Source organism: Sphingobacterium alkalisoli, from assembly GCF_005049105.1.
In the GTDB taxonomy this organism is placed as follows: Bacteria; Bacteroidota; Bacteroidia; order Sphingobacteriales; family Sphingobacteriaceae; genus Sphingobacterium; species Sphingobacterium alkalisoli.
In genome coordinates this window covers 51,514-68,122 of sequence record NZ_SUKA01000004.1, presented here as the reverse complement: position 1 = coordinate 68,122, position 16,609 = coordinate 51,514, and the positions used below count along the sequence as shown (strand labels likewise).

Here is a 16,609-nt window from a genome sequence, read left to right as displayed (position 1 = left end):
CTAACTTTTGATGCCCTGTGTTATCCATGTTGTTTGGTTTTCGACAGCATGCCGAAAAACTATTTCATTCTCCTGAAGATTGGATTTGCTGTTCTCTTTATGAAAAATATGATAAGCTATCGCTCCGAATTTTAGAAATCTTTTTTTGATACCGTTGTTGATTAAACGGATGGCGAGCTCGGCGTCTTCACTGCCCCAGCCCTGAATGGATTCGTTGTATCCGTTTATCTCAATAAGATCGTTTTTCCAAAAAGACATGTTGCATCCCCTTAGTGCCCGAGGTTGATTTTTTTTATAGCGATCTGCCATTAACTCCGAAAGGAATGGAATTCTCAAACTGTTCAAAATAGATCCCAACGGGAAGTTGAGCTTATTGAGATTTTCAACAATAGGTTGACTCAGAAGTTGTGCACTATATGCTTCCGAGAGAAGTACACGGCTACCACATAAGAACGCTTTTTTTTGAGATAACGCCAAATGATCGACTACAAAGTTCCGATCTATAATAATGTCTCCATCTATTTGTATGATATAATCGTATCTGGCTTGAGAAATAGCTTTATTACGTATAGCGCTTAATCGAAATCCATTATCCGGATGCCATACGTGGACAATAGGTATTAGAGATTCCTGTTTTAATCTTTCAATAATTTCTTGGGTAGCGTCTTCTGAACCATCATCCGCTATAAGGATTTCATTTGGAAGCTGCGTCTGTTTTAAAATACTCTGTATGCATTTCTCCAAAGCTTCCGGCCAATTATATGTCGATACGATTAGACTAATGGTGGGGATTTTTTTCATTTTTGATTGCCATCTTTTAAATATTTGTCCATGCCGAATGATGTCCAGGATATACGTGTCCGTCGCGTATCCTCCAATAATTGTTTATTCTTATCTTCCAGATCGCCCTTTTTTTGCTCGATGTGGTAAATATGATATACGATTGCCGCAAATTTAATGACAGACTTTTTTACGCCATTGTTTATCAATCGTAGTGTCAGATCGCTATCCTCATGGCCCCAGCCTTCAAAATTTTCATTGTATCCATTTATTGCTATAATATCTGCTAACCAAAAGGACATATTTGCTCCTCGTGCGTAATACTCCGGATAACGGTTTTTGTATTTAGTCAAAAGATAATTAGATAAAAATATGGATCGAAAGCCATTTTCCCGCCGTTTTATATCGGTTTGTAAAATATTAACCTCTACACTTTTTCGATCTAATAGTGTTTTTGAGTAAGTCGGTCCTAATAGTACCCTTGAACCTTGTAGCAACCGTCCTTTTTTTGCGGCCAAGACATGATCCTCAATAAACCTTTTATGTAAGATTACGTCTCCATCAATCTGGATAATGTAATCTGTCGACGCGTGGGAGAAAGCCTTGTTGCGAATGGTAGCAAGTCTAAATCCGTTATCTTCATGCCATACATGAATAATGGGAACCGGAAACTTGTTTTTAAATGAGTCGATTATTTTTTTTGTCGGATTGCTAGAGCCATCATCGGCAATTATTACCTCGGATGGCATAATTGTTTGTTGTTGTATGCTCAATAATGTTAACTCTAAAGCTTCTGGCCAATTGTATGTAGATATGATAAGCGAGCATTTTTTTAGCATTGTAACGTTTTGTTAATTCTGGTTGTGTTTTTGTTATTGATCTGTAACCGGAATGATGCAAAAATACAGAATAGTCAGTACATTTAGAATGGAATAGAAAATTGAGGATTTTTTAATCGTCAATGGACTTGTGCTGGGAAAATTTAAATATATTGAAGTATAGAAATCTTGATCGTACCAGATGAATGTTTTTATTAATTTAGTCAGCTAACTTTTAAAGAGATATCTTTTTATTTAAGATTACTTGAAGCGTTTAAAAGTGTTTTTTCGTTATATAACAGCATTGGTGAAGTTTGTTAGCATTTAATACTTGTAATAAAATGTGACTTTTCCCATGTTATTAATTAAAGGTGTTTTTTAGGTCCACAGTCATAGGATCCTTTTACAAGAAAATGGTTATAAAAAAGAAGAAGCGTATTTTATATATTATGCCAAATAACCCTTTAATAGGGAAAGCGGGTAACGTGACCAGATGCAATCAAATGCTGGATTATTTTGAAAGAAATCATGAAACTTTAGAAGTAGATTTTGCATCAGTATTACACTGGGACGAATGGACAGAGAAGGAAATAAAGCAGTTTAAAGTTCGCTTTCCTCACATATCCTTACATCTAATAGAGCGAAAGGTCCCTTCAAAAAAAATCTTTAAATATATAATCGAGTATAAAATCCCCAAGCTTTTTGCCATAAAAAATCCAATTGATTTAACGACTTTTCACTATCGAAAACAGGTTCGCCGAATTATCGAAAAGAGTAAGTATGATATTGTTGTAGTAAGCTATGCGACATGGGGTAATCTAGTAGATCGAAGTATGGGTGCGTATCTAATTTTAGATACCCATGATTTTATGACTTTACAGTTTAAAGACCAATCTTCCAAAAATTTAATTGGAAAACAACTGGAAAAGGAGATTAAGGTGCTCAATAAGTTCGATGAAATTTGGACATATTCTGTTGAAGAGCAATATATTTTTGAACAATTTACTGATGCGAATAAAGTCACCCTTATTCCGGTTTCGTTTCCAAAGCGAATGATTAGGAATAGGGATGTTCGATTTGATGTCGTGTATGTAGCAAGTGATAACCCGCACAATCAAAGGAGTATAGAATGGTATTTGTCAGAGGTGCTACCCCAGTTGAATGGTGTAAAAACTTATATTGCCGGTCCTATATGCACTAAAATAGGAGATTATGAAGGAGTGGTGAAGTTGGGTATAGTCGAGGATGTTGATCAACTATATCGTTACAGTAAGCTAACTATCTGCCCTATGCTTTCTGGTACGGGCATCAAGATTAAGGTACTAGAGTCTCTATCCTACGGATTGCCCGTAGTTACGACGCGGAGGGGCGTGGACGGTCTCGTTAATAAAAGTGAAAATGGGTGCATAGTTGCCGATTCAGCAGCGGAGTTTGCATATCAAATTCGACGTTTGTTGTCCGATGAAGACTATTATCAAATGCACGAACGGTACGGATTAAATTTTCATAGGCTGCATTATTCTACGGAAGCCGAAAAAAATGTATTGGATAATGTATTTCTAGATTAGAAGTAAAAAGCGGGAATTAATCATTCTTTTCTATTTCTTGAATTCTTTTTAACAGTGTTTCTTTAGAAAAAGGTCTCAGACTATTTTTAGAATTAGATCCAAGAGAGATCCATAGTTGTTTGTCGGTATATAGTCGTATTATCTTATCAGCAAATTGTTGCGCCGTTTCGGCTAGAAGCGCATTTTCTCCATCTACTAGACTCATCCCTTCTGCGCCAATTGTACTTGTTACCACGGGTAGATAGTATTCGAATGCTTGACCTATTTTTCCCTTGACACCTGCGCCCGATCGCAAAGGAGCAACCATAATTTTATGTTTTAAGAAATGTACGCTGACATCAGGAACGTGACCGTAGAACTTTATATTAGGATGTTTTATTTCTTTCATTACCTTATTGAGATTCCCTACAATATGTAGCTTGATGTTTGGTAGAGTTTCCCACACAGCGGGCATGATCTCATTTATCAGAAATTGGACTGCATCGATGTTAGGGTGGTGGAGTGATCCAATAAAGAATAAACCATCTCGCTTTTCGAAATTTGTAATTTCACTTAGTTTTACCTTAGGATAATGAATATTGGAAATTACGATCATTTTTTTTGGCGAACAAAATTGATCCATATATTCAGCCTCTTGTTGGGAAATTGGGATGGTAATATCAGCTTTTTGCGAAGCCCTCTTTTCCAAAACTAAATTCCTAGCATACTCATTTTTGAAAAATTTGCTATTAGGGTCGTGTTCCAAAGCTCGTTTGAATCTAAGGTGATGGATGTCAACCATATCAAATACTAGTTTAGCTTCCGGCCAATATTTTTTTGCCACGTTATAATATTTTATAAACATGGAAGCCGTTGAAAGCCAGCAAATAGAAGCACCGGCAGGAATTCCATTTGAAAAGTTATTTAATTCATTAAACAGCTTGTATTCATAGAATACACAGACTCCAAGTTTTTGAAAAAAAGCATTATAAGGGTTATCTATCCTGTTTTTAGGTGTAATTAATGTAATATGATACCCTAGATTTTTAAAAGCTGTAATTATTTCTGTTAGCCTTAAATCTCCGGAATATCGGTCGTATTCAGGGATTCGGTCGTGAAAAAACACAATCGTCTTATTGTTGTATAATTCAGAGAATCGTTCCCGCCTTTCTTTCGCTTGTATTACTGATAAGTGACGGTTCCATCTTTCGTTTAAGCTACGGTGATGCGTATAATTGGACAGAGTACTGTCTGCCGGTATTATATTATTTCGTTCGTTAAAGCTAATAACCCTTGAGAATGGACTGATAAATATATCTTTCCCTTGACCATGTTTTAGTCTGAGGCAAAAAGGAGCTTCTTTAAAAAAAGAGGATGGAGGTGTTTCATCAATGAAGTTAAGCTCTCCGTTTGGTGACACACGTTTGAATATTATACTGTCAAAAGAGCAAAAATCTACTTGATATACATAATTTACCTGCGGATAGTATGGATGGATGTCGACGATCTGCGAACTTTGGAAATCTTTCAAAAATAATGATCCTGCCTCTTGTAAGGAGCCATCTGAATTCAATAATAAAGAACCAACGGCTCCCACATTATTGCTTTTTCCAAATACTTCGACTAATTCATCTAAAAAACCTTCCAAAACCATTGCATTACTGTCTAGGAGGTAGATATACTCTCCTCGGGCATTTTCGATTCCTAAATTTACACTTTTAGAAAATCCTAAAGTGGTTTTGTTGTGGATCAGATGAATGTTTTTAATATCTGAGAAATCGAAGGTTTCAGAACTATTGTCATCAATAACTATGACTTCGAAACTTTGTTTTGGCAGATTTTTCGTTATGGATGATAAGCAGTTTCTGATGAATGTTTTATTGTTGTGAAATACGATTACTATTGACGCAAAAGGTTTTGAAAAAACAGGAAAGATAACAGGAATACGGTCGACAAGCGTCGGTTTATCTATCGATATGCGATGACTTTTTTTTGTCTGTTCTATTCGTCTAAGCTTTTGTACAAAATACCGGATCGGCCCCCTGATTCCCATTTTTTTATTTCTATCTATAAAAGGATATACTTCGGATCAAAAATAGTAAATAAAAATTGTGTTGAATAATTCACAATACAGTATATCTTTGTGACTTGCCAAATTTTATAGCCCCTTTTTATTTCGAAATGCTTTTATTTGTTCCAGTATATCTATTTTCAGACAAATGAGTAACTATTCAATTATTTATTGCGTTTTTTTATAAATATCAGATATTTTTGTTATTAATTTATGGAGCTTATAGGAGAGGATAAAACCATACTTTTGGCAATGCCGGATTGGTTTTTATATAGGGAACTAAAAAAAGAACTAGAAAATTTTGGTTTCACGGTAATTGGGGTTCCGTTTTCAAATAGTTTTAAGTATGCGCGAATCTGGGACAGATTGTATAATTTGTTTAGGAAAGTCGTTTTAAACGATAAATCGTATAAGAATCAACTAAAGTACCAAGCCAATGGGAAACATATCGCTAAAATTGTGGGCTCTCTGAAGAATAAGGTAGATTTTGCGCTTATGATAAGAGCGGATTTTTATCCAGCTGAGGTTGTAAATCTCATAAAAGAAAAATCGAAAATATTGGTTGGCTATCAATGGGATGGGGTACACCGGTTTCCTGCAATTCAAAAATTAATTCCGTTATTTGATCGCTTTTTCGTTTTTGATCCAGATGACCTGAATTTAGTTCCTAATATTCTACCGTGTACTAATTTTTACTTGAATTCTGAATCTGTTCAAGAATGTACCTTGGATTTGTATTACGTAGGTTCATTTGTTAAAGAGCGAATAGATTTAATATCCAAGTTCTCTGAATTTCTTCAACAAAATAATTTTAACTATTTGATTCATATAGTAACAGATAAAGAACGATACATTCAAAGATATAAAAATTCAGCCTTCACCATTTCCAATGAATATGTTTCATATGAACAAAACATTTATAATGTGAAAAAATCCAGGATATTAGTTGATTTTTTACAAAATGTCCATCAGGGCTTGTCTTTTCGTGTGTTTGAGGCCTTGGGAAGTCGAAAGAAGTTAATTACGGACAATGTTGAAGTAGATAAATATGATTTTTACCACCCCAATAATATTTTTATTGTCAAGGATGAAAGTTTTGAAGGCCTTTCTGAATTTGTAAAGAAGCCTTATGTCGATTTAGATCCCGTTATTGTCAATAAATATAGTTTTAAAAATTGGATAAGCTACGTATTGGATATTAAGCCTTACGTGCCTATATTTTTACCCGTATCTCGACAATAGATTTCTAATTGCTACGTCACGATGTTAAATAGTGAATGTTGTGGAAGTATACTTTCAAGAGAATGTTTACTATGAGTTCTTCGGCTACTTTAAGTACTTGTTGATGCCATTAGAAATTCTAAATTCAGTAGCTCGTATGGTTTTTTGAAATATCAGATTATTTTTTTCCTTGTTATTTCTAGTAGCAATTGGATGCCATATATGGTACGCAATAGCACCGAATTTTAGGAATAATTTTTCTTGGCCCAGTTTAAATAATCTTGCAATTAATTCTTCGTCTTCAGACCCCCATCCCGAAATATCTTCATTATATCCGTTTACTGCTAAAAATGCATCCCTCCAAAATGACATATTGCAACCTTTAGCATAATATTTATGTTTCCCAGATGTTTTATAGTATGGTGACAATATTCTCGTTAGAGAAGGAATACGAATTGCATTTAATGTGTTTTTCGTGTTTTTCTTTAAATCTGATTCATGTAATACTTCCTCAGCCCCCAAGATTTCTAATGAATACGCTTCAGATAATAGCGCACGACTTCCTATAATAAAGCAATTGCTCTTTTTTAATCCTAAATGGTCTTGAATAAAATGTTTATCCATTATGATATCTCCGTCAATTTGGATAATATAGTCACATTCACTTTGAGCAATTGCTTTATTACGTATTTTGCTCAATTGAAACCCCTCGTCTTCCTGCCAAATATGTTTGATTGGTATAGATGTTCTTAATCTGAACTCATCTATCGTGTTTCTTGTGTCTTCTTTAGAACCATCATCAGCTATCAATATTTCATCAGGTAAAACGGTTTGTACTAATACACTATCAAAACATAACCTTAACGCTTTATGCCAATTATATGTAGATATTAATAGCGTAGTCTTTTTTTGGTCCATTTATAAGTTTATTTTTTCCATTACCATCTGTACACTTACCAAATCAATGGCTTCCACACCATCACAATCACAGGGTTTGTTGCCGTATACGGAGCTGGGCCTTGCTGGATGTTCTACGTGTATACAGTCCTCCAACCGTTGACCGTAGCCTAAAAATCCTGCATAAGGATGTGTCGCTCCCCAGATAGACACACATCTCGAGCCAACTAATGAGGCCATATGCATACCCGAGCTATCCATACTTACCATCAGATCTAAATTAGCAATAATATCCAGTTCCTGTGCAAGTGAATATTGACCAACCGTGTTTATCACATGATCATATTGATTCGACCATTTCGCACAGATCTCTTTTTCTCTTTCACCGCCACCGAATAGAAAGATGCAACAATCCTTTTCCGAAAGTTGTCCGATCAGATCTTCCATTTTGGCTAATGGAAACACTTTGTATGGATGTTGCGCAAATGGAGCTATTCCGATGGTCTTGACTCTTGATGCAAAAATAGCAGTATATTCTTCGGGAGCTTCACGATTTACGCGGGGTAATTCATGATCTAATTTAAAGCTGTAACCCAATCGCCTGAAGACATCTGCATAACGCTCTGTTGTCGGTTTTAAGGGTTTTAAAACTTTGTTTTCGCTCCGCGTTAATGCCTTTTTCTCCGATCTCCCTTTGTCTAATATGCGGACGGAATAATCTGAGGTAAGGAATAAAAAATCCAGAAAACGGCTGCGCAGATTATTGTGCAGATCCGCCACATAAAATGATTTATAACCCTTTAGCTCTCGAAATAATCGGTATAAACCTAAAACGCCTTTATGTTTTCCTTTGGGATCGATAGGATGAAAGCGAACGCGGGGAATATCCGCGAAGAAAGGAGCAAAAAGCTTTCGAGACACCATGATTATCTCTACATCGTCGTGCTGTGTGATGAATTCCTTTAAGACGGAAGCGACCATAGCCACGTCGCCCATAGCTGAAAAGCGGGTTACGATGATGCGCTTCATGGATGCTTATTTTTGTCCGCCGTAAAGTACAGGATTCAGATTAGGATCATTATACATCTTCATCTGCTTGTATACCTTCATGTACTTTCTACCTGTTGCTATGTCCTTTAGCAACTCGTCGATGCTTTGCGAAAGGTCTTGACGCTGCTCCAATAAAGTCGCCAATTTGGCTTGACAAGCTTGAATATGCGTTGCCGAAACATCCGGACGGATGGTTTCTTGTTGCATATGATAGACTTTTAAGGCTAATATAGATAGACGATCTATTGCCCACGCCGGACTCTCCGAATTGATCCGGGCATCTGTCAATGGCACTACATCTGCAAATTTTTGCAGGTAATAGCTGTCGATATACTCAACAGTATCTGTGCGTACCTGATTTTGTTTATCAATACGTCTTTTCCAATATAATCCTTCTTTGGGATCGATGTCGGGATTGCGCACCACATCTTCCATATGCCATTGCGCCGTATCAATCCAACATTTAAGATACAGAAGATGTTCTAATGTAGCCGGATCGTACGGATTCTCCATCGTTGCATCGATCGTATCATGAACGTGATAATCATCGATCGCACGCTGAAATATGGTATTTGCAGTTGCACTAATCATGATGCAAACATAGATAAAGTTGGTTTTATATACAAGTTTACTTAAACAACCCCAGCAACAAGTCAGGAAAAATCCCTATGCCAAACACCAGACTGGTCAATATAATGCCTATTACGACAATGAGAGTGACAGATGCATGGTTGTTTTGCTCAGATTGGCCGCCTCGTAAAAAGGCGTAGAGTGGTATCTTAAAATAGTAAAACAGCGAAATCACAGAAGTCAAAGCTCCTGTGATGAGTAACGCCAAATACGGCAAATCACCACTAGATTGGTGCCTCTCAAAAACGGAGCTGAACACCAGTAACTTGCCGACAAAGCCCACTGTCGGCGGCAAGCCGATCAATGATATACCAATGAAGGTGAATCCGGTAAAAATAATAGGCATTTTTTTACCCAAACCGGCATAGGATTCCAGTTCAGTAGCTCCCGTCTTCTGTTCCAAGGCATCGATGAATGCAAAAGCCGCTAGATTCATGAGTACATAAGCGCATAGGTAAAAAAGCAGTATTGCAGGATCTCCACTTGGCGCTACGAGCACTGCCATTAGCAGAAAGCCTGTATGTCCAATGGAAGAGTAAGCCATCATGCGCTTCATATTGTGTTGACGCAAGGCAATAAGATTACCGGCCAACATGGTAATGATAGCGACTACAGTAATAAATAAAATGGTGAGCTCGCCGAAATAGAAAAGAGACGTTGTCCAAGCCTGTGTAACACGGGCCAATAGTACGATCGCACCAACTTTAGGGACGGTGGATAAAAATGCTGTGACTGGTGTCGGCGCACCTTCATACACATCGGGCGCCCAAGCATGAAAGGGTACAAAGCTCAGTTTAAACCCTATCCCAGTAAAGACAAATAGAAGTGCAATAGTTGTCATTACTTGAGGAGCAGCGGTCAGGCCTTGTATATGGGCTGAACTCGTAAAATCTAAATTTCCCGTGAAACCATATAACAAGGATAGACCGTAAAGCATAACAGCGGAACAGACAGCACCGAAGAGCACATATTTCATGGCGGCTTCCGATTGCTTCTTATTCTCCGAGAAGTACCCCACCAGTATATAAGAACTTATTGAAAGGGTTTCAATCGCAATAAAAACTAACAGCCAGTTGGTCGTAATGGTTAATAGATTAAGCCCTAGACCAGCCGTGAGCAAGACTGTATACACATCGCCGAGATTCTTTTGGGAGATCTTGCTCTTGAAATGCTGTTGAATAAAAATTGTCGACACAAGCAATGCGAATACGATTATACCTCGGGCAAAAACCGAAAAATCGTCGATGACCAGCATGCCGAAGAACCCCGATGTGGGCTGATGCAATTGTGGCAATAGACTGAAAAAGGAAATGATATACCCGATGATGGAAACAAAAAAGGAAGATTGTTTCCAGAATCTATCGGTGAATAACGTGGCAATTATTGAAAATAGAAAAACAATAATCAGCGCAAATTCAGGTTTGAATTGCGGAATAGATGCAAGGATATGATCTAAGGTTTCGGATAGGTGAAGTGCGACGTCGTTCATTTCCTGATCTTAAATATATTGTTTTACCAAAGCGACTAAATTCAATACCGAGCTGTTCAAGTTGTCGAAAATGAGGGAGGGTATTACACCTAATAGTAGAGCTAAGGCAAGTGTCGGAAATAAGATAAGCTGTTCCCGCTTATTCAGATCGACCAAAGCCGAAGCCCACTCTTCACCTCCTTTTAATCTGGTTTCACCAAAAAACATGCGTTGCAATGTCCACAAAAAATATGCAGCACTTAATAGTATTCCTAATGAACCGGCAATGGCCATCCAACGTGGTATACCTGTCCCTACAGACTCCGAATTAAAGGTTCCGATGATCACAAATGCTTCTCCGATAAAGGCCGAGAAGCCTGGCAATCCCAAGGAAGCAAAAAATGCGATAGCGACGTATCCGGTATATTTAGGCATCAATGAGGTTAAGCCTCTGAAATTATAGATATAACGGTCGTGTACGCGATCATAGATTACGCCGACTAAGAAAAACAATGCGGCAGATAGAAAGCCGTGGCTTATCATTTGAAACATGGCTCCGGAAATACCTTCCGCTGTTAATGAAGCAATGCCGAGCAGTACAAATCCCATGTGTGACACGGATGAATAGGCAATCAGACGTTTTAGGTCTTTTTGGGCTAGTGCATTTAAGGCCCCGTAAATAATGGAGATAATCCCAATAAGTCCGAGCCACCAATTGGCTTCTACTGCTGCATCGGGGAAGATGCTAAGACATATGCGGATGATGCCGTAGCCACCTACTTTTAACAATATACCGGCAAGGATGATCGATACCGGTGTAGGTGCTTCTACGTGCGCATCAGGCAGCCAGGTGTGTAAAGGCACAATGGGTACTTTAATCGCAAAAGCAAAGAACAAGACAATAAACCCGATCATTCTAGCAGAAATACCGAAGACTTCATTGTAGTTATTGATATACCCAAAGAATGAATTTTCAACGTAATTTGCCGGATTCATCATATGTAGCATATTAAACGTATGCGCGCCGGTAAGTGGATTGGTGACAGAGAAATAGAGCCCTACGATGACAAGCAGCATAAATACAGAACCAAAAAGGGTGTAGATAAAGAACTTGATAGCTGCATATTCCCTGCGCGCTCCACCCCAAATTCCGATTAGGAAGTAGAGAGGAAGTAGCATCACTTCGTAGAATACATAAAACAGGAAAAAATCCAATGCACAGAATATGCCCATTACCGCGACATTAAGAATCATCAAAAGCGAGAAATAGCCCTTAAGACTTTTGGTGATATTCCATGACGCTCCGATTGCCATCAGCATAACAAATGCGCTCAGTGCTAGTAAAGGGAGAGAGAATCCGTCAACACCCAAGAAATAGTCAATCTCCAGTTTTCCCAACGTACCCAGATCCATCCGTATCCAGGAGAGGTGTTCGACAAATTGATAACCCGATACAGTATCTACACCGCTAGCGGCTGCATCAAATTGACTATACATATAGCCTGCAAGCGTAAACTGTGCTATGGTAAAACCAAGCGCAATGTATTTGTAGCTATCCCGAAGTGAACTAGGCAATAACAGAATAATTGTTGTTGCGATTAGTGGTAAAAATATGAGTAGAGAGAGTAATCCCATCTTATCGTATGATCAAATAAATTATTCCTATTAAAACTACAGTAAACGCAAAACCTAAATAATTTTGGAGTCTACCATTTTGTATCCAGCGTAGCAAATGTCCGATATAATATATTGTTCCGGCTACGGTGTTGACCAATCCATCTACAATATGCCGATCGATCCAGCTGCTGATGGCGGATAAAGACCGGACTACTTTTGCCGATAAATTCACCAGTCCGTCTACGATATGCAGGTCAAACCAATAGCTGAGCTGTGTTAATTTTAAGGTACTTTCGATAAAGGTCTTCTGGTAAAACTGATTTATATATCCCTGATTTAATGAGGCCTGCACCCACCTGTTATCTGCATTAAGCGGGTAGCGCCCTTTGGCATACCATCGCCAGCCGACCCAGCAGGCAATTAACGAACCGCAAACAAGGAGGATCGGTACAACAATATGTATTGCATGAACCTCAGGGAAAGGGTATACTACGGCCAGGCCCTTTAAGATCCCCGCATCGGCGTAGGACAAGGGATTCCAAGAGAAAACAAAGAATAGTGCGCATATGCCTAAAAATAACATAGGTATAAGCATGCTGCTAGGCGCTTCGTGCAAACGTGTTGGATCAAGATCTTTAACTCGAAATTCGCCGAAGAACGCTTTAAAGATTAGTCGACTGATGTAAAATGCGGTAAGGATACTGACCACGACCAAAAGAATGGGGACGACGAGATATAGCCCCCCGTGATGCAACGCCCATTCCCATGCGGTAATCACGATAGCATCTTTTGATAGGTATCCGGATGTGAGGGGAAAGCCTGCAAGTGCTAATGACGCGACAGCCATCAATATAAAAGTTTTGGGCATATAGTGCCGCAGTCCGCCCATGTTCCGTAAATCTTGGGCGTCAAAGGCTTGGTTTCCGTGCGCCTTTAGGTGTGCCATTTCGTGTATGACAGCTCCAGCGCTAAGAAATAGTAGACATTTGAAGAATGCGTGTGTGGCGAGGTGAAACATCGCTGCGTCCCAAGCACCAATACCCACGCCAACCATCATATATCCCAGTTGGGAAATGGTGGAAAAGGCTAGGATCTTCTTGATATCATATTGCCCGAGGGCAAAAAAGGCAGATGAAATAGCGGTAATGGTTCCGATGATAGCAATGATGAGCAATACCGTTTCATTGAATAATGGAAATACGCTGGCTAATAAAAAAACACCTGCGGCGACCATCGTGGCGGCATGGATTAAAGAGGATACCGATGTAGGGCCTTCCATTGCATCCGGAAGCCACACATGTAGCGGGAATTGAGCGGATTTTGCCATTGCGCCCAAAAAGAAGGCGATGCCCGCAGCGGTCATCCAACCTGTATTTTTGTCTATTCCTTGTAGAAAAATGCCGTCTTTGCCGAATAAATCGACCAGATCTAAGGTGCCGAAGGAGGAAAAGAGAATCGCAATCCCGATGAGGAAGCCTAAATCACCAATGCGATTCACAAGGAATGCTTTTTTATTTGCCTGAACGGCAGCTTCTCGTGTAAACCAAAATCCAATTAATAAGTACGATGCGAACCCCACCAACTCCCAGAAGATATAAAGCATGAAAAGGTTTTTGGAAACGGAAAGCCCCAACATGGCGAAGCAGAAGAGGCTTAGGTACATCCAATAACGATGAATGCCGGAGTCTCCCTTCATATAAGATCTGGAATAGATATGTACTGGGAGGGCGATGATGCAGACGATAAATTGCATCAGCACAGTGAGGTTATTCAATAAGATCCCTATGGTAAATGTTTTATCTCCTATTGTGAACCAATGGTAAGTCGCTGATGCCGGAGGGCTATTCCACACGGCCGAAAACACAAACCCACCGCTTATGAGCGTACTGGTAAGAATGGCGACCAACGATATGATTCCTGAAATTGATTTCTTTCCGAGTATTGCTTGTATGACAAATGCAACAAAGGGCAAGAGAACCACTAGGATGCTCATTGAAATGGGCGATATCGTTAGCAACTCTTTCATTAATCGCGCAGGTCTGTAATATTATTTGGATCGATCGTTTTGTATTTGCGGTATACGCTAAGAATGATAGCTAGACCCACGGCTACAGAAGCTGCAGCAAGGACGATAGCAAATAATGCAAACACCTGGCCGCCGTAATTTACTTTATCGTATCTGCCGAATGCAACCAAGTTAAGCACGGCTGAATTGATCATAAGCTCTATCCCGACCAATATCATAATGGCATTACGCTTGGCCAGCACAGCATACAATCCGATACAAAATATGCAGACACTGACAACGAGGAAATGAGTTAGGGTAATCATCTGTTTTCCTCCTTTCTTGATAAGTGGGCGGCTCCAATAAGTGCCATGAGTAAGAATATGGATACGACTTCAAAGGGTAAAATATACTGTGTCATAAACTTGATACCCAGTTGATTAATATTGTTGTCAGCGGGCTGTATGGTGCTGCCCTGACGGATGTTTTCGGTTATCCAATAGGGGGTATTCTCCTGCCATTCTAAAATTCCGTATACCATAACGGCTAAAAACCCAACAGCGAGTACAAGCGATTGAGCATTTGGCAGAGATAAGAACTTTGCTGAGGTATGCTGCAGATCGGCTAAGAGTTCTTTGTTGGATAGCATAAAGGCAAATATCATGAGGATTAGCACACCACCCACATAGATCAGGATCTGCGTGATCGCAACAAAGTCGGCTAAAGCAAAAAGAAATAGCCCAGCCATCGCAAATAGGACAATGAAGAATAAAAAGAGGGCACGAGCGGTGTTTTTCAAACTCACGACCAAGAGAGCTGAACCAATAGCTAATGCGGCAAAAGCATAAAATATAACTTCTTCCATTTATTTCTTTTTAGCCGCCTCCTTATCAGCTTGGAATTTGGTCCATTCTTCTTTACGCTGCGCAATTTCCTGATCGCTCATTTCTGCAAATCCATAGATTAGATCCGTTAGTTTTGTCGAGCTGCGGTCGTATTGGTCCGTCATGGTAATACATTCGGTTGGACAAACTACGGTGCAGAGGCCACAATACATACACTTCGCCATATCAATATCGAATTGAGCGGCGTATAATCTTTTTACGCTACCATCGGATGTTTTGCCAATGGCTTCGGGCGATTTGACAGCTTCGATAGCAATGCAATCTACCGGACAGGCTTTCGCACATAGATCACAGACGATGCAATCCTCAATTTCTACGTCTAGCTGATAACGCGCTACTTCGGGAATCGGCATGGATTGCTTTGGAAACTGAACAGTAGTTACACCTTGTTGTTTGTCAAAGTAATGCGTATCCCGTATATCCAAAGAAGTGCGCGCCTTGCGGGCACGAAATAAGTGTCTCACGGTTAAAAGTAAGCCCTTTACCGCCGTTGTAAATCCTTGTATAGTTGTTTTTATCACCACGTTATACCATTACTAAGATTCGCCAAATACCCGAAATTGCCATACATAAAAACGCGATTGGTATCATCACCTTCCAGCACAGATTCATTAATTGGTCTGCACGGAAACGGGGTAATGTCCAACGGATCCACATTTGAACCCCCACGATGAAGAGCGATTTGGTTAATGTCCAAAAAATTCCCCAATACAGTCCTGTCGTCCATTCTGCTAGCTTCAACGCACCGATATTAGGGAGAGGTGTGTTCCATCCACCCAAGAATATCACAACACCCAACATGGCTACTAAGAACATCATGGCATATTCCGCAAGAAATACAAAAGCGAAACGTATACCCCCATATTCGGTATGAAAACCGCCAATTAATTCTGACTCAGCTTCGGGGATGTCAAAGGGAGCTCGGTTGCATTCAGCCAAGGATGCGATGAAAAATATGAGATATACGACGATCAGGTGTGGGGCTTGTAAGATGTTCCAAGCGAAAAAACCACCCACTTTTGTCACATTCCATAGGCCGAAAAAATAGATTTGCTCGGTAGCTAATATGCCTTGATTGAATGCGATATCATTCAGGTTGAGTGTCTGTGTAATCATTACTGCGGCAATAAGTGACAGACCGACCGGAATTTCGTAGGAGACCATTTGTGCAATCGCTCGTATCGCACCCAATAGTGAATATTTGTTATTGGAGCCCCATCCGGCCATCAGAATACCTATTGCATCGATAGACACGACCGCCATAATAAAGAACAGACCGGTAGTCGTATCTGCAGGGATGAAACCCGGTGCCCACGGCATCACACTGAATCCAATAAATACAGCGGAAAAGATGATAACGGGCGCCAAAGCAAATAAGACCTTATCCGCAGCTCCCGGGGTGATAAACTCTTTTTGAAGAAGTTTCAGAATATCGGCAATAGTTTGTAATAAACCGTATTTTCCAGTTTCCATGGGCCCTAAACGGTCTTGTACGAAACCAGCAATTTTACGCTCCGCATAGACTGCAAAAAGAGTGAACAGCGCAATAAAGCTAAATATTGCGAGCGGTATGATAATATGGATTAACAGATCAATCAAG

At 39.5% G+C, this 16,609-nt stretch carries 15 protein-coding genes; 2 read left to right on the top strand and 13 right to left on the bottom strand.

What is annotated here, in order from left to right; genetic code table 11:
- Together FAZ19_RS13515 and FAZ19_RS13510 are read right to left on the bottom strand one after the other, a co-directional pair.
- A complete protein-coding gene (locus FAZ19_RS13515) occupies positions 1 to 801 on the bottom strand; it encodes a glycosyltransferase family 2 protein (protein WP_136821284.1) in 801 nt (266 codons plus the stop codon).
- A complete protein-coding gene (locus tag FAZ19_RS13510) occupies positions 798 to 1,619 on the bottom strand; it encodes a glycosyltransferase family 2 protein (protein ID WP_136821283.1) in 822 nt (273 codons plus the stop codon). The genes FAZ19_RS13515 and FAZ19_RS13510 overlap by 4 nt, the downstream gene beginning before the upstream one ends.
- Positions 1,620 to 2,047: 428 nt before the next feature.
- Between FAZ19_RS13510 and FAZ19_RS13505 the strand changes: the two genes are divergently transcribed.
- Positions 2,048 to 3,166, top strand: coding sequence for a glycosyltransferase (locus tag FAZ19_RS13505; RefSeq protein ID WP_229707606.1), 1,119 nt, complete (start codon positions 2,048 to 2,050; stop codon positions 3,164 to 3,166).
- A 16-nt stretch (positions 3,167 to 3,182) separates the two neighbouring features.
- On the opposite strand, the gene FAZ19_RS13500 is transcribed toward FAZ19_RS13505, so the two are convergent.
- Positions 3,183 to 5,198: a glycosyltransferase gene (locus FAZ19_RS13500; protein ID WP_136821281.1), complete on the bottom strand. Its 2,016-nt coding sequence runs from the start codon at positions 5,196 to 5,198 to the stop codon at positions 3,183 to 3,185.
- Between the two features lie 231 nt (positions 5,199 to 5,429).
- Here FAZ19_RS13500 and FAZ19_RS13495 point away from each other — a divergent pair, with 231 nt between their 5' ends.
- Entirely contained in the window at positions 5,430 to 6,458 is a 1,029-nt protein-coding gene (locus FAZ19_RS13495; protein WP_136821280.1) for a CgeB family protein, read from the top strand.
- Between the two features lie 84 nt (positions 6,459 to 6,542).
- On the opposite strand, the gene FAZ19_RS13490 is transcribed toward FAZ19_RS13495, so the two are convergent.
- The 10 genes from FAZ19_RS13490 to nuoH form a co-directional block, all read right to left on the bottom strand.
- Entirely contained in the window at positions 6,543 to 7,355 is an 813-nt protein-coding gene (locus tag FAZ19_RS13490) for a glycosyltransferase family 2 protein (protein ID WP_136821279.1), read from the bottom strand.
- The gene (locus FAZ19_RS13485; protein WP_136821278.1) at positions 7,356 to 8,363 is read right to left on the bottom strand and encodes a glycosyltransferase family 9 protein; all 1,008 of its coding nucleotides are present in this window, start codon (positions 8,361 to 8,363) and stop codon (positions 7,356 to 7,358) included.
- Positions 8,364 to 8,369: 6 nt separating this feature from the next.
- The gene (locus FAZ19_RS13480) at positions 8,370 to 8,975 is read right to left on the bottom strand and encodes a DUF4254 domain-containing protein (RefSeq protein WP_136821277.1); all 606 of its coding nucleotides are present in this window, start codon (positions 8,973 to 8,975) and stop codon (positions 8,370 to 8,372) included.
- Positions 8,976 to 9,012: 37 nt separating this feature from the next.
- Complete coding sequence (locus tag FAZ19_RS13475; RefSeq protein WP_136821276.1) at positions 9,013 to 10,503, bottom strand: NADH-quinone oxidoreductase subunit N; 1,491 nt, start codon at positions 10,501 to 10,503, stop codon at positions 9,013 to 9,015.
- A 9-nt stretch (positions 10,504 to 10,512) separates the two neighbouring features.
- Positions 10,513 to 12,117, bottom strand: coding sequence for a complex I subunit 4 family protein (locus FAZ19_RS13470; protein WP_136821275.1), 1,605 nt, complete (start codon positions 12,115 to 12,117; stop codon positions 10,513 to 10,515).
- Position 12,118: 1 nt separating this feature from the next.
- Positions 12,119 to 14,125 (bottom strand): NADH-quinone oxidoreductase subunit 5 family protein, encoded by a 2,007-nt coding sequence (locus FAZ19_RS13465; protein WP_136821274.1) that lies wholly within the window; start codon positions 14,123 to 14,125, stop codon positions 12,119 to 12,121.
- Entirely contained in the window at positions 14,125 to 14,430 is a 306-nt protein-coding gene (gene nuoK / locus FAZ19_RS13460) for an NADH-quinone oxidoreductase subunit NuoK (protein WP_136821273.1), read from the bottom strand. Before nuoK ends, FAZ19_RS13465 begins: the two co-directional genes overlap by 1 nt.
- A complete protein-coding gene (locus FAZ19_RS13455; protein ID WP_136821272.1) occupies positions 14,427 to 14,969 on the bottom strand; it encodes an NADH-quinone oxidoreductase subunit J family protein in 543 nt (180 codons plus the stop codon). Before FAZ19_RS13455 ends, nuoK begins: the two co-directional genes overlap by 4 nt.
- Positions 14,970 to 15,473, bottom strand: coding sequence for a 4Fe-4S binding protein (locus FAZ19_RS13450; protein ID WP_229707608.1), 504 nt, complete (start codon positions 15,471 to 15,473; stop codon positions 14,970 to 14,972).
- 61 nt (positions 15,474 to 15,534) lie between these two features.
- Positions 15,535 to 16,608, bottom strand: a complete 1,074-nt coding sequence (gene nuoH / locus FAZ19_RS13445; protein WP_136821270.1) for an NADH-quinone oxidoreductase subunit NuoH — start codon at positions 16,606 to 16,608, stop codon at positions 15,535 to 15,537.
- Position 16,609: the final 1 nt, after the last annotated feature.

What these genes read in the sequence shown, in the direction of transcription:
- FAZ19_RS13515 (WP_136821284.1), bottom strand. Translation starts at nt 801, where the DNA reads ATGAAAAAAATCCCCACCATTAGTCTAATCGTATCGACATATAATTGG.
- FAZ19_RS13510 (WP_136821283.1), bottom strand. Translation starts at nt 1,619, where the DNA reads ATGCTAAAAAAATGCTCGCTTATCATATCTACATACAATTGGCCAGAA.
- FAZ19_RS13505 (WP_229707606.1), top strand. Translation starts at nt 2,048, where the DNA reads ATGCCAAATAACCCTTTAATAGGGAAAGCGGGTAACGTGACCAGATGC.
- FAZ19_RS13500 (WP_136821281.1), bottom strand. Translation starts at nt 5,198, where the DNA reads ATGGGAATCAGGGGGCCGATCCGGTATTTTGTACAAAAGCTTAGACGA.
- FAZ19_RS13495 (WP_136821280.1), top strand. Translation starts at nt 5,430, where the DNA reads ATGGAGCTTATAGGAGAGGATAAAACCATACTTTTGGCAATGCCGGAT.
- FAZ19_RS13490 (WP_136821279.1), bottom strand. Translation starts at nt 7,355, where the DNA reads ATGGACCAAAAAAAGACTACGCTATTAATATCTACATATAATTGGCAT.
- FAZ19_RS13485 (WP_136821278.1), bottom strand. Translation starts at nt 8,363, where the DNA reads ATGAAGCGCATCATCGTAACCCGCTTTTCAGCTATGGGCGACGTGGCT.
- FAZ19_RS13480 (WP_136821277.1), bottom strand. Translation starts at nt 8,975, where the DNA reads ATGATTAGTGCAACTGCAAATACCATATTTCAGCGTGCGATCGATGAT.
- FAZ19_RS13475 (WP_136821276.1), bottom strand. Translation starts at nt 10,503, where the DNA reads ATGAACGACGTCGCACTTCACCTATCCGAAACCTTAGATCATATCCTT.
- FAZ19_RS13470 (WP_136821275.1), bottom strand. Translation starts at nt 12,117, where the DNA reads ATGGGATTACTCTCTCTACTCATATTTTTACCACTAATCGCAACAACA.
- FAZ19_RS13465 (WP_136821274.1), bottom strand. Translation starts at nt 14,125, where the DNA reads ATGAAAGAGTTGCTAACGATATCGCCCATTTCAATGAGCATCCTAGTG.
- nuoK (WP_136821273.1), bottom strand. Translation starts at nt 14,430, where the DNA reads ATGATTACCCTAACTCATTTCCTCGTTGTCAGTGTCTGCATATTTTGT.
- FAZ19_RS13455 (WP_136821272.1), bottom strand. Translation starts at nt 14,969, where the DNA reads ATGGAAGAAGTTATATTTTATGCTTTTGCCGCATTAGCTATTGGTTCA.